The organism is Sporolactobacillus sp. THM19-2, from assembly GCF_004153195.1.
Lineage (GTDB): Bacteria > Bacillota > Bacilli > Bacillales > Sporolactobacillaceae > Sporolactobacillus.
Window position 1 is genome coordinate 145,328 of the sequence record NZ_SEMC01000004.1, and the last position, 12,557, is coordinate 157,884.

A 12,557-nucleotide genomic window follows, 5' to 3' on the forward strand; every position below is an offset into this window, starting at 1 on the left:
AGGTGCTGATGTGATTGATGAACAATATAAAAAACGTATAGAACAAAATCATAAAGACTTATTAGGTGTGCTTCAGCATTATCCGGTAGAACCAGGGAAAATAACTCTGCTGCCCTCAAGAGGTGGCCGGTCAAAATGGCTGATTGAAACCGATAAAGGCAATATGTTTCTAAGACTTGAGACGATCAATCCGAAAAGAATGCTGTTTATTGCCGGTGCTCACTGGTATCTGCAGCAAAAAGGTTTCCCCATTGCCAAATTGATTCCGACCCGGAACGGAGGGCTTTGTCTGTCCGGAGGCAACCATATTTATCTCATGACAGAAGCAAATGAGGGGAAAGGCGTTCAGTATTACGAACGCGAAGAGATCATGAAAACGATGGCTTTTATCGGGGCTTTCCACAAAGCATCTGTCGGATACAGCCCGGTAAAAGGGAGTAAGAGGAGAACCCGGATCGGTAAATGGAAAAAGCTTTATCAATGGAAAATTCAAGAACTTGAAAGCAATATGAAACTGGCAATGGCTGCTGATGCCAATGACCCTTTCTCCCAACTCTTTATTGAACATGCGGATCAAATGTTAAAAAGGGGTAAAGAAGCACTGAAAGAGCTTGATCAGCCGGCTTTCTCAGATTGGACCCGTGAGACCATGGAATCAGGGATGTTTTGTCAGCAGGATTTTACCATGGCACGCATGATTATGAAAGACAATCAGGTTTTTATGAAAGATCTTCATTCAATCACGATCGATCTTCCTGCCCGTGATCTGCGAATTCTGATGAATAAAGTGATGAAAAAGCTTTCTGTGTGGGATCGGGATCTGGCTTACGATATGCTGCAGGCCTATGATCAGGTCTTTCCATTAAAAAAAGAGTATTATCAGGTCCTGCTTACAGATCTGAAATTTCCACATTTGTTTTGCGGGCTTGCCCATAAATACTATCTTGAACAAAAGAAATCCTGGGGCGATGAAAAATATTTGATGTATCTGCGCAACATTATCGCGGTTGAACAATCCAAACAAGCATTTCTGACAGATTTTGATCAGCTGATCAGCAGGGTTAAAGGTGGTGTATCATAATGGCTGAACAGGATCCTTTTAAAATTCCAAAAGTTGATCTGGAAACGTATCGATTTTCTCCACCTGGCTCCATGGGCTGGAGTGCTCAGGACTATGAGAAATTACTTAATCATTCAGAAGAGCCTGACGTTTCCGATCCATTTTTACCTCCGCTCATTCCTCAGGATGCACTGACGGAACTGGCTTCGTCCGTTGAATATCAAATAGAACTGCCAGTAGTCCGAGACATAGAAAATACGCCCTCTGAAGTACAACGGGAGGACATCAAACCTGTAGACGTTAAACAGAAGAAAACGACAGGACAACCGAAGCAGGAACCGGTAAGGGAGTCTGATGGTCACGACACGTCTGAGAAAGAGTCAATCTATCAAGATCTTATTCTGACTGGGAATCCACCTGCTAAACCGTGGATGGCCGATCAGCTTACCACTTTTTATTCTTAACGCTTTGTTCTGTAAGATGTTGCTTTTCGCTCTATATACTCGCTTTTCCCGGGACCGGAGGCTTAGCTTTACTGAACCTTTTTCCCACAAAAATTTCATACCCCCTTAAAGTAAAGAAAAGCGGAGAGCATCCGCTTTTTTATACTTCAGAGAGAGACGGATAATTAAGTGAAACTTAGTGGCTTTACTAAACCGGTTTGCCCTTCCTAATAGCGAAAATCAGAGGCAGACAGATAGACCGAATCCCTGCGGATCACGCCGTTGTACAGACGCAGGAGGCGGTCCGCAACATGGCTGAAATCATGATTAGCCTCAACAAATAAGCGACCATTTCGACCCAGACGGGAAGCAGTAAAGGGATTAGATAACAGATAGTCGATGGCCTGAACGAAAGATCCCACCCGATCATATTTTTCCAGAACCAGGCCGTTTACATGTTGCTTCACTACCTCAGTATTCCCCCCGCGATCGGTAGTCACTACCGGTACCCCGGCTGCCATCGCCTCATAATGGACCCTGGCCAGGGGTTCCTGCCACTGGGAACTGCAGACGAAGAGATCCGCAGCAGGAAAGAGGTCGGGGATTTGGTCAGAGGGGACATATTTTGTAAATATCACCTGTGTACGAATCGGTTCAGCCAGCTGATAGAGAAAATTCACATAAGGGTTGCTCCCGTTATCGCTGAACCATTTCCCTCCCGCAATGACGAGCACAGCATCTGGATGGTCGTCAAGAAGATATTTCATGGCCTGGATCAGCATATGCGGGCCTTTAGACGGACTCAGTCTGCCGACAAAAAGGATGACTTTCTTATCTTTTATGCCCAGTCTGGCACGCGTGTTTGAACGAACCGTTCTTCCCTTGATCGTCCAGACAGGGTAGTAGCGATTTAAATCAGCGCCGGAATAAACAACATCCGTTTTTTTGCCGGCCTGCGGAAAACGGCGAATGACAGAGTCCTTAATGTAACGACTGACTGTCATTAAGCGGTTCACTGAATCAATCGCCTGCCGGCCTTCGAAATCCGATATTTTATCAGGATGAAACATTTCGTTATGCAGACTCAGGACGAAACGGGATTGCGGGCAGGCTTTTTTATACTTAATCACGTCTTTCGGACGATTGAATACATGAATCACATCAAATGTGTGTTGTGTGATTTCTTTTGCCACGTGATCCGAATAAGCTTCTTGAGGCAGGCGGACGTAACAAATATGATTTTTTACTTCACGGTCCGATAAGGCGGGATCTGTGACGGAGAAGATTGTCAGCTGATGTTCAGCCGCCAGATCAGACGCCACTCCATCGATCATCATCTGTATCGCACCGCCTCTGATTGCAGGTAACGGAAGTTTTTCCGTACAAATGTATGCCAGTCTCATCACTTTTCACCTCGAAATGAACCGGAATGATGACCCAGGACAAATGCCTCCTGGGTCATTGCCTGAAATATCATATGCCTGCCGGTCTGTCGAGAAAGTTGTCTGAAGTGGATCCCAGAAAAAAATGACGTTTTCATAAGGGTCCTGAAGTAATATAATGAGTATACGAATAATGAAGAGGAAGCAGAAGGGAGCGATATGATGAAACTGACTGCAACAGAAATTGAAATTGCTGAAATATTAGAGAAGGATGCCCGCTTGTCCAATGAAGAAGTAGCCAAAATGACTGATCTCAGTCTGGAACAAACACGTGAAATAATAAAAAAACTGGAAGAGCAGAAAGTCATTGTCAGGTACGTTACGCTTGTCGACTGGGGGAAAATTGACGGCCATCAGGGCGTAACGGCAATGATTGATGTCAAGGTCACGCCAAAACGCGATGTCGGGTTTAATAAAGTGGCTGAGCGCATCTACCGTCACAGTGAAGTCAAATCAGTTTATCTGATGTCCGGCACCTATGACCTGTCCGTGGTCGTTGAAGGGCATTCCGTTAATGAAGTGGCTCATTTTGTCACACAGAAATTATCAACTATAGAGGGCGTCATCTCAACCACCACCCATTTCGTGCTGAAAAAATTCAAACATGACGGCACCGTATATGATCAGGATCAGAAAGATAATCGAATTGTGGTGTCGCCGTGATGGAACTGAAGACGAATTATCTGGCCCATCATGTCCAAACGCTCAAGCCGTCGGGGATCCGCAAGTTTTTTGATGCAACGGCGGGAATGACCGGGGTGATCTCTCTCGGGGTCGGTGAGCCGGATTTTGTCACACCCTGGAATGTACGGGAAGCGGCAATTTTATCACTTGAAGACGGTTATACTTCTTATACAGCCAATGCAGGATTGCCTGCGCTGCGCGAAGAAATTGCCCGTTATATTGAAAATTATTTCTGCGTGACCTATCATCCGGATTCGGAGATCATCGTGACAGTCGGCGCGAGTGAAGCTATTGACATCTCACTGCGGGCGATTCTCGACCCGGGCGATGAGGTTCTCGTTGTCGAACCCTGTTTTGTTTCTTATGCGCCGCTTGTCACACTGGCGGGCGGCGTGCCGGTCACTGTCGAGGCAAAAAAAGAAAACCAGTTCAAAGTGACGGCCTCGCAGCTCGAGGCTGCCTGTACGGAGCGGACAAAAGCGATCATGATCTGTTCGCCAAACAACCCGACAGGGGCCATGCTGAACAAGGATGAGATGGAACGAATTGCAGCGGTGGCCAGGAAGCATGACCTGCTGATTCTGTCTGATGAAATATATGCGGAACTGGTCTATGACGAACTTTACACAAGCTTCGCTGCTCTGGATGATATGCGGGAACGAACTATTCTGGTCAGTGGTTTCTCCAAAGATCTGGCCATGACTGGATGGCGAATTGGGTTTGTCTGTGCTCCGAAAGACATTGCGGAAGGCATGCTGAAGATCCACCAGTATACCATCATGTGCGCATCGACTATGGCTCAGTATGCCGCTCTGGAAGGTCTGAAGAGTGGACGTAAGGAAGTTAACGAGATGCGGAAAAGCTACCGGCAGCGCCGCAATTATATCGTAGAGTCGCTGAACGAAATAGGACTTGACTGTCCAAAGCCGGAAGGGGCTTTTTATACCTTCCCGTCAGTAGCGTCGACCGGACTTAGCTCAGAGGTATTTGCGAAGCGTCTCCTGCAAACAGAAAAAGTTGTTGTTGTACCCGGTAATGCCTTCGGAGACTGCGGCGAAGGCTATGTGCGTTGCAGCTACGCAACCTCAATGGCACAGCTTCAGGAAGCGATGACTCGAATCAAACGATTTGTAGAGAGTATCTGGTAACGCCTCCGATTGCAGATGGATTAATGTATGTATACATTATGACGAACCTGATCATAATAAATCCGGATCTTTCACTCTTGAGTCGGGTATCATGCGACGATCGAAGAAACGAGAAGAGGTCTGATCTGACAGGCTGTCTCCTCTTGTTTCTTTACAACAGGATGGACAAGTAAACGCTTACGAATTATGATGAAAACGTAAGAAGGAATTGTCCGAAGGGAGCGTACAGGTGATGAAAAAGATCATGAATAAACCGGAAAATATCGTTGACGAGATGATTGACGGACTGGTCTTCGGCAGCACGGATCTGATTCGGCGGATCCCTGAAACAAATATTGTGATCCGGAAAAAGAAATCTCCCGGCAAAGTGGCATTGGTCAGTGGTGGCGGCAGCGGCCATGAACCGACCCATGCCGGGTATGTCGGCTCCGGCATGCTGGCCGCAGCCGTGTGCGGGCCTGTCTTCACGTCACCGGCGCCGGATCAGATCGTCGAAGCAATTAAACAGTCGAACCAGGGAGCAGGTGTCCTGTTAATTATCAAAAATTACTCCGGCGATGTGATGAATTTTGAAATGGCTGAAGAACTTGCGGCAATGGATGGAATCAAAGTTGATCATCTTGTAGTTGACGACGATATTGCCGTTGAGGACAGTACCTATACGGCTGGAAAGCGCGGTGTGGCAGGTACAGTTCTTGTGCACAAACTGCTGGGGGCAGCAGCAGAATCCGGTCTTTCGCTTGAGGCATTGAAAGAACTTGGTGAAAAGGTAGTTGATTCGATCAAAACGATCGGTGTCGCTTTATCGGCCGGAACAGTTCCGGAATCAGGCAAACCCGGCTTCATACTCGCTGAGGATGAGATGGAATACGGTGTCGGCATACACGGCGAACCAGGTTACCACAGGGAGAAAATCAAACCGTCGGCAGCCATTGCCAGAGAACTGATCGACCATCTTCGTAAAGCATTCCAGTGGAAGGCCGGCGACCCGTACGGTATTTTGGTAAACGGACTGGGCGCAACCCCACTGATGGAGCAATATGTGTTTGCAAATGATGTAGCAAAGTTGCTGCAGGCGGATCAGCTTGAGCTGCCGTTTCGCAAGATCGGCAACTATATGACGTCGCTGGAGATGGCGGGGCTTTCTCTGACATTATTTCATCTGCAGGATTCAAAGTGGCTCGATTGGCTTAAGGCACCGGTTGAGACAACAGCCTGGTAAAAGGAGCAATGGGTATGATTACAGTTGAAAATACAATAAAGTGGTTAAATCTATTCAGTGACCGGATTGCAGATCACAAGGATTATTTAAGCGAACTGGATCAGGCAATTGGTGATGGAGACCATGGGACAAACATGGCCCGGGGAGCAGCCGCGATGAAAGAAGCACTGAACGGTAAAGCATTCAAAACCGTTCAGGAGGTCCTGAAAACCGCTGCGATGAGCCTGCTCAGTAAAATTGGCGGCGCATCCGGGCCACTTTACGGTTCCGCGTTTATCGGTATGGCGAAAATCGCTGCAGGCGATGAAACAGATCCGGCAGAACTGGTTCGTGCCGGTGCATCGAGTATTCAGCATCGCGGGAAAGCCAAACCCGGCGATAAAACCATGGTTGATGTCTGGCTTCCGGTAGCTGAAGCACTGAAAAGCGGTAAGTTAACGGTTGACACCATCAATCAGGCAGTGCAGTCGACAAAACCAATGAAAGCGAAAAAAGGAAGAGCTTCCTATCTCGGTGATCGTTCCATCGGCCACCTGGATCCTGGATCCGTGTCCAGTGGCTATTTGTTTGAGACAATGCTTGAAGGCGGCTTATTATGAATGAATACGGTGTGCTGCTTTGTTCGCATGTGGATAAAATTGCGTTGGGACTGACAACTCTGTTGAAAGAAGTTGCCTCTGATGTATCCGTTACTTCAGCCGGCGGAACTGAAGATGGTGGAATCGGAAGCAGTTTTGACAAAATTCAGGCTGCCGTTGAAGCGAATAAAGCCGATAAAGTCCTCGCTTTTTATGATATGGGCAGTTCCAAAATGAATTTGGAAATGGTTAAAGAAACATCAGATAAATCAATCGAGATGTTCGATACCGCATTCATCGAAAGTGCTTATACCGCTACGGCACTGCTGCAAGCCGGGGTACCGATTGAAGAAATCAGGAAACAGCTGGCCCCTTTGAAGATAAAATAAGTGCCGGATGCGGCAGAGAAGGGTATATGAAGCCAAGAGTTCACGTACCTTTCCTTTTTTATGCGCAAATGAGATGAGCTCCCTGGTTTGACCGATTTCTTCCGGATAAAACTTCCTGTTCAGCCTGGCGCCTGCCTTTATCTGTCATTGACAGGTGAAATTTTACCAGCGTAAACGATTACACTGCGCTGGAACAGGATTCTGATTTGACAAAAACTGAAGAATGATATATAAAAATAGGTATTAGCACTCCATCGTAATGAGTGCTAATTTAACTGAACGGACATCTGTGTTTTTACATAGATATTGTTGTAAAAAGGAGAGAACGTCATGCCGACGAAAGAATTTAAGGCGGAATCGAAAAAGCTTCTGGATATGATGATTCATTCAATCTACTCACAGAAAGAAATTTTTCTGAGAGAAATCCTGTCCAACAGCAGTGATGCCATTGACAAGATTTATTACAAAGCACTGACCGATGATTCACTCAGCTTTGATAAAGATGACTATTATATCCGTGTCACACCAGACAAGGATAATCGGACGCTGACCATTTCCGATACGGGCATCGGGATGACCGAAGAAGAACTGGAAAATAATCTGGGGACAATTGCTCAGAGTGGTTCGTTTCATTTCAAACATGAAAATGAATCAAAAGACGGTCATGACATCATTGGCCAGTTTGGTGTCGGTTTCTATTCGGCTTTCATGGTTGCTGCCAAGGTGACAGTTATTTCCAAAGCGCTCGGCAGCGATCAGGCGTACAAATGGGAGTCAGAAGGGGCAGACGGCTATACAATTGATCCGGCTGAAAGAGATTCAGTAGGTACCGATGTTATTCTGAAACTGAAGGATAATACCGAAGACGACAAGTACGATGATTTTCTGGATGAATATCGGCTGAAGTCTATCATTAAGAAGTATTCAGATTATATCCGTTATCCGATCAGGATGATCGTTACAGAAAGCAAGCCGAAGAAAGATAATGACAAAGAATTTGAAGAAGTCAAAGAGGACCAGACGATTAACAGTATGGTACCGATCTGGCGTAAACCGAAGAAGGATCTGAAAAAGGAAGATTACGAAAACTTCTATCAGGAAAGACACTATGGTTATGATAAACCACTGAAATATATCAATATCCAGGTAGATGGTACGATTCGCTATCATGCTATTCTCTATATACCAGAGAACATTCCATTTAATTATTATTCAAAGGAATATGAGAAAGGGCTGGAGTTGTACTCTAATGGCGTACTGATCATGGAAAAATGTGCCGATCTTTTGCCCGATTATTATAGCTTCGTCAAGGGTGTCGTAGACTCTGAGGATATCTCTCTTAATATTTCGAGGGAAATGCTACAGCAGGACCGCCAGTTGCAGGTCATTGCAAAGAATATTAAGCACAAAATTCAGAAAGAGCTTGAAAAAATGCTCAGGGACGACCGGGAGACTTATGAGAAATTCTTTAAATCATTCGGACGTCAGCTGAAGTACGGAGCTTATATGGATTATGGCTCACATAAAGATGAGCTGCAGGATCTGCTTCTGTTCTACTCGTCGAAGGAAAAGAAAATGGTCACACTGGATGAATACGTGACCCGAATGCCTGATGATCAGAAGTATATTTATTATGCGGTCGGGGAATCAAATGAAAAGATTGACAAGCTGCCTCAGACTGAACTCGTCACTGATAAGGGATATGAAATCCTTTACTTCACAGATGATGTTGATGAGTTCACGATAAAAATGCTTAGAACTTATAAAGAGAAAGAATTTAAATCCGTATCGAGCAACGACCTCGGACTTGAAAGCGACGAGGAAAAGCAGGAAAGTAAGGCTGAAGACAAGGCAAATAAAGAACTTTTTGATAAGATGAAGAATATCCTGTCTGATAAAGTCAAGGGGGTTCGGGCGTCGAAACGTCTGAAAACCCACCCTGTCTGCTTTGCTACTGAAGGTGACGTTTCCATCGAAATGGAAAAAGTGCTTAATCAGATGCCAAACAATGAGCACATTAAGGCGGATAAGATTCTTGAAATAAATACCCATCACGATGTATTCAAAGCGCTTAAGGCAGCTTTTGATCTTAATGACGATAAGAAAGTAAATCTGTACACCAATCTTCTGTACAATCAGGCGATGATCATCGAAGGATTGCATGTTCAGGATCCGGTGACCTTTGCTAACGATATTTGTAAACTGATGGATTGATCTTCTCATCAACGTGAACAAATCTGCGATCCCTTTTGGAACCGCAGATTTTTTTTACATATTGACCTGAAAAGTGACCGTCTCTCCAGAGGAGACCCTTTTTTTTAATTATTCAGGATCAGTTCCAAATAACCTGAACGCTTAAGTTGACATTGCCCCAGGTCTTGTGCAAGCTTAAATCGCAGCGTTTTACCCTGAAACACAATATGAAAGGAATAGTTATTCCATTTTAAGGGGATAGATGGTCTGAGCGAGAGACCTTTTTCTGTGATCCTGATTCCGGTCAATCATCACATCAGAGATCGACCAGAAGGCATTAAGAAAACGCTTTCTCTCCTTCAGAAGTTCGGAGAAAGACAGAACGTCAATCTTCTAATGGAGATTGACGTTCTGTCCGTTTAGGTTGAGACGGTATAAATGGTTCTTTTCACAGCAGTCACCGGCTCATTTAACAGAAGGGTGATGGAGGTCTTCACGCTGCTTCCCTGATCCGGATGATCCACGTGCAGGGAACAGATAATCGGATGGAACTGACACAGGATACATCCAGATTTGACGTAGAAGTGCGATCTGAACCGATAACTCAAGCGTACGGAAAAATGTCTATTTTGTTGTTGCTGAGCAGTTATGCACGCCCCTGTGGCATTCTCCAGTGTGACTTCATACTTACTGCTCAATCCAGAGAGGTGCCGGAGACATTCAGCGGCGGAGACTACGCCGATGTTCTTAAAAATCTGGTCACCGTCGAGAAATTTCCATATCTTCACGACGTTGTCGCCTCAGACGCCTATACGGATGAACAGGCAGAAAGTCCGGAGATATCAGGGACGATTTTGACCTCGGGCTGGAACGCATTCTGAATGGAATCGAACATGACCTCAAAACAAAAATGCCGGGATAATGTTAGAGAAAGACAGTCCGGCAAAAAAAAACGATGGAGATGTTTCAGAAACAGAATCGTTTACTCATGATCGATGGGGAATCCAAGATTTGTCGATGTCTCTGTACAGATGGTCGTTAAAATTACGGATTGCATACATCGGTTCAGATGCCGTTCAACCAAAACGTCACAGGCGATTGGCAGCTTCCAGTTCCTTCCCTGTTTCCGCGAATTTCCGGAGAAGCGCGCGTACCGCATGCCACGATTTCAGCCGGTAAGCAGCCCGGGTCTCGTCGATACCGACTTTAACGGAAAACGCATTTTTGGGCAATGAGGCAAATAAATCCTCGTCGGTCTGGTCGTCGCCGACACCAAAGACAAAGTCGTAATGTTTACCCCGCAAAAAAAGCGGCGTCACCGATCCCTTGCTGACCCGATTATCTTTGATCTCAAGCACCTTTTTCCCCTGCAGGATTCGGAGATTCAATGAACTGGTCAGGTTCATTAAATTCGCCTTGATCGTTGGCAGCCAGAGATCGATGGCATCTGGTTCACAAAGACGGTAGTGCCACGCCAGCGAGTATTCTTTTTCTTCGATAAAGGACCCGGGCATCCGATCGGCATTCATCTGGAGAATCGGGCGAATCGCTTTTTTCCATTCGTTTTGCAGCGGCACAGTCATTTTCCACTTTTGGTTTGGGTGTCGGACCCAGAGACCATGCGCCGACACGAGATGAAGATTCGACTCAGGGAACCATTGTTCCAGCGAACTTTTGTCTCTTCCCGAGTTAATCACGATCGTATTTTTCGGATCTTCGGCAAGCGTGCGCAGCAGTTCCCTGAGCTCGGCATCCGGCTTGGCCAGCTCAGGCGTCTGGGCAAACCCAACCAATGTCCCGTCATAATCCAGAAATAAAACTCTCTTTTTCGCCTGGCGGTAAGCATTGACAACCAAAGAGTGATCCTGATCAAGATTTTTCGCGGCAATGATATCAGGTTGTGAAGTCACCTGTTTAAGCGTTCCGAGAAACGTGCGCACCCAGAAATGAATATTATAGCGTTTCAATCGTTCCTGCATGATTTTATTGCGTGAGGCTTTTTCCTCTGCCGGCATCTCCATCGCTGTTTTGATGCCCGCTGCGACTGCGTTGTAATCATACGGATTGACAATCACAGCCTCTCCCAGCTCTCTGGCTGCTCCGGCGGTTTCGCTGATGACGAGCATGCCCTGCAGATCCGTCCGCGAAGCTGTATATTCTTTGGCAACAAGATTCATGCCGTCACGCAGCGGTGTGACAAGGAGGACGTCCGAATGGCGGTAAAAGGAGATCAGCTGTTCTTGCGGAAAAGACTGGAAGTAGAACCAGATTGGCATCCAGTCAACCGTTCCGTACGTCCCGTTGACCGAACTGACCAATTCAGTAATTTGCCGGCGCAATCGCTTGTACGAATCGACTTTCACTCGCGAAGGGGCAACGATCAGATTGAATCGCACTTTTTCCCGATACTGTGGATATCTGACGAGCAGCCGTCTGAACGACCGGATTTTCTCTGGAATCCCTTTTGTATAGTCGAGGCGGTCGATGGAAAGGATTGTTTTCATTGACGACATCTTTTTAAATGACGCTGCTTGCGGCTCATCGGTCGTATGGCCGGCGAAGAAATCATAATCAATCCCCATTGGAAAAGCGCCGACATGAACCTCCCGATCTTCATAGATGATCGTGTGAATCTTGCGGTTTAGCCCGAGCAGTCGGGTACACGTACTGAAGAAATGACGCACGTAATCGTACGTATGAAAACCGATCAGATCGGCGCCGAGCAGGCCGCGGAGTATTTCTTCCCGCCAGATCAGCGTGCGGAACAGCTCATAAGACGGGAATGGAATGTGAAGAAAGAAGCCGATTTTGGCGTTCGGATATTTATTCCGGATCATCTGCGGAAGCAGCATCAACTGATAATCGTGAATCCAGACAGTATCATCCGCTTCCATTATGCGATCAACTGCTTCAAAAAATTTGTTGTTCACTCGCTTGTACGCTTCCCACGTTCGAAAATCATAATGCGTTTTATTCAGGAAGTAATGAAATAACGGCCAGATCGTGTTATTCGAAAACCCGTAATAGTATTTATCCAGATCGTCTTTTGTCAATGAAACGGGTACGCAAGACCATTTTTCGTTTAATTTATCGTCAATCAGCTGTTTATCATCGTCCGACAACACTTCATCAGCAATGCCCGCCCAGCCGATCCACGGACTGCCCGATTTCTGCTGGTAGCCCTTCAAGCCTGTGGCAAGTCCACCGATGCTTTCATGAAAGGTGATCTGATCGTCTTTTTTGCGTACGGTTACCGGTAATCGGTTCGAAATGAGAATGGTTTTACTCATCTGTTATCTCCTCCTTTGGAAGATGAGAAAGCACATCGGGATGAATCGAATGCACACGGATCATGCCGTTATACTGATGGCAGAGCATTTTTGCCCGCCGCCCGGTAT

The 12,557-nt window shown here is 46.1% G+C and carries 12 protein-coding genes; 9 read left to right on the forward strand and 3 right to left on the reverse strand.

Going from position 1 to position 12,557, the window contains the following annotated elements; all coding sequences use genetic code 11:
• Window positions 1–10 precede the first annotated feature (10 nt).
• Both EWH91_RS05325 and EWH91_RS05330 read left to right on the forward strand, forming a co-directional pair.
• Window positions 11–1,081 (forward strand): CotS family spore coat protein, encoded by a 1,071-nt coding sequence (locus tag EWH91_RS05325; RefSeq protein WP_129928991.1) that lies wholly within the window; start codon window positions 11–13, stop codon window positions 1,079–1,081.
• Complete coding sequence (locus tag EWH91_RS05330) at window positions 1,081–1,524, forward strand: hypothetical protein (RefSeq protein WP_129928992.1); 444 nt, start codon at window positions 1,081–1,083, stop codon at window positions 1,522–1,524. Before EWH91_RS05325 ends, EWH91_RS05330 begins: the two co-directional genes overlap by 1 nt.
• A 206-nt stretch (window positions 1,525–1,730) precedes the next feature.
• On the opposite strand, the gene EWH91_RS05335 is transcribed toward EWH91_RS05330, so the two are convergent.
• Window positions 1,731–2,906, reverse strand: coding sequence for a glycosyltransferase family 4 protein (locus EWH91_RS05335; protein WP_129928993.1), 1,176 nt, complete (start codon window positions 2,904–2,906; stop codon window positions 1,731–1,733).
• 201 nt (window positions 2,907–3,107) lie between these two features.
• Between EWH91_RS05335 and EWH91_RS05340 the strand changes: the two genes are divergently transcribed.
• The 6 genes from EWH91_RS05340 (at window position 3,108) to htpG (ending at window position 9,180) form a co-directional block, all read left to right on the forward strand.
• Window positions 3,108–3,608, forward strand: coding sequence for an Lrp/AsnC family transcriptional regulator (locus EWH91_RS05340; protein WP_129929084.1), 501 nt, complete (start codon window positions 3,108–3,110; stop codon window positions 3,606–3,608).
• Complete coding sequence (locus tag EWH91_RS05345; RefSeq protein ID WP_129928994.1) at window positions 3,608–4,777, forward strand: aminotransferase; 1,170 nt, start codon at window positions 3,608–3,610, stop codon at window positions 4,775–4,777. The genes EWH91_RS05340 and EWH91_RS05345 overlap by 1 nt, the downstream gene beginning before the upstream one ends.
• A 232-nt stretch (window positions 4,778–5,009) precedes the next feature.
• Entirely contained in the window at window positions 5,010–5,999 is a 990-nt protein-coding gene (gene dhaK, locus EWH91_RS05350; RefSeq protein WP_129928995.1) for a dihydroxyacetone kinase subunit DhaK, read from the forward strand.
• Between the two features lie 14 nt (window positions 6,000–6,013).
• On the forward strand, window positions 6,014–6,598 hold the full coding sequence (gene dhaL, locus EWH91_RS05355) for a dihydroxyacetone kinase subunit DhaL (RefSeq protein WP_129928996.1): 585 nt from the start codon (window positions 6,014–6,016) through the stop codon (window positions 6,596–6,598).
• Window positions 6,595–6,966: a dihydroxyacetone kinase phosphoryl donor subunit DhaM gene (gene dhaM / locus EWH91_RS05360; RefSeq protein WP_165364247.1), complete on the forward strand. Its 372-nt coding sequence runs from the start codon at window positions 6,595–6,597 to the stop codon at window positions 6,964–6,966. Before dhaL ends, dhaM begins: the two co-directional genes overlap by 4 nt.
• 330 nt (window positions 6,967–7,296) lie before the next feature.
• Complete coding sequence (gene htpG / locus EWH91_RS05365) at window positions 7,297–9,180, forward strand: molecular chaperone HtpG (protein ID WP_129928998.1); 1,884 nt, start codon at window positions 7,297–7,299, stop codon at window positions 9,178–9,180.
• Window positions 9,181–9,284: 104 nt separating this feature from the next.
• Here the strand turns inward: htpG and EWH91_RS14975 are convergent, their stop codons facing one another.
• Complete coding sequence (locus EWH91_RS14975; protein WP_129928999.1) at window positions 9,285–9,467, reverse strand: glycosyl hydrolase family 65 domain-containing protein; 183 nt, start codon at window positions 9,465–9,467, stop codon at window positions 9,285–9,287.
• A gap of 237 nt (window positions 9,468–9,704) precedes the next feature.
• Here EWH91_RS14975 and EWH91_RS05375 point away from each other — a divergent pair, with 237 nt between their 5' ends.
• The gene (locus tag EWH91_RS05375; RefSeq protein ID WP_129929000.1) at window positions 9,705–10,040 is read left to right on the forward strand and encodes a hypothetical protein; all 336 of its coding nucleotides are present in this window, start codon (window positions 9,705–9,707) and stop codon (window positions 10,038–10,040) included.
• 207 nt (window positions 10,041–10,247) lie between these two features.
• Here the strand turns inward: EWH91_RS05375 and EWH91_RS05380 are convergent, their stop codons facing one another.
• On the reverse strand, window positions 10,248–12,449 hold the full coding sequence (locus EWH91_RS05380) for a bifunctional alpha,alpha-trehalose-phosphate synthase (UDP-forming)/trehalose-phosphatase (protein ID WP_129929001.1): 2,202 nt from the start codon (window positions 12,447–12,449) through the stop codon (window positions 10,248–10,250).
• Window positions 12,450–12,557 lie beyond the last annotated feature (108 nt).

Excerpts from the sequence above, each read along its gene's own strand:
- dhaL (WP_129928996.1), top strand. The coding sequence starts at position 6,014 with ATGATTACAGTTGAAAATACAATAAAGTGGTTAAATCTATTCAGTGAC.
- dhaM (WP_165364247.1), top strand. The coding sequence starts at position 6,595 with ATGAATGAATACGGTGTGCTGCTTTGTTCGCATGTGGATAAAATTGCG.
- htpG (WP_129928998.1), top strand. The coding sequence starts at position 7,297 with ATGCCGACGAAAGAATTTAAGGCGGAATCGAAAAAGCTTCTGGATATG.
- dhaK (WP_129928995.1), top strand. The coding sequence starts at position 5,010 with ATGAAAAAGATCATGAATAAACCGGAAAATATCGTTGACGAGATGATT.
- EWH91_RS05375 (WP_129929000.1), top strand. The coding sequence starts at position 9,705 with ATGGAACTGACACAGGATACATCCAGATTTGACGTAGAAGTGCGATCT.
- EWH91_RS05340 (WP_129929084.1), top strand. The coding sequence starts at position 3,108 with ATGAAACTGACTGCAACAGAAATTGAAATTGCTGAAATATTAGAGAAG.
- EWH91_RS05335 (WP_129928993.1), bottom strand. The coding sequence starts at position 2,906 with ATGAGACTGGCATACATTTGTACGGAAAAACTTCCGTTACCTGCAATC.
- EWH91_RS05345 (WP_129928994.1), top strand. The coding sequence starts at position 3,608 with ATGGAACTGAAGACGAATTATCTGGCCCATCATGTCCAAACGCTCAAG.
- EWH91_RS05380 (WP_129929001.1), bottom strand. The coding sequence starts at position 12,449 with ATGAGTAAAACCATTCTCATTTCGAACCGATTACCGGTAACCGTACGC.
- EWH91_RS05330 (WP_129928992.1), top strand. The coding sequence starts at position 1,081 with ATGGCTGAACAGGATCCTTTTAAAATTCCAAAAGTTGATCTGGAAACG.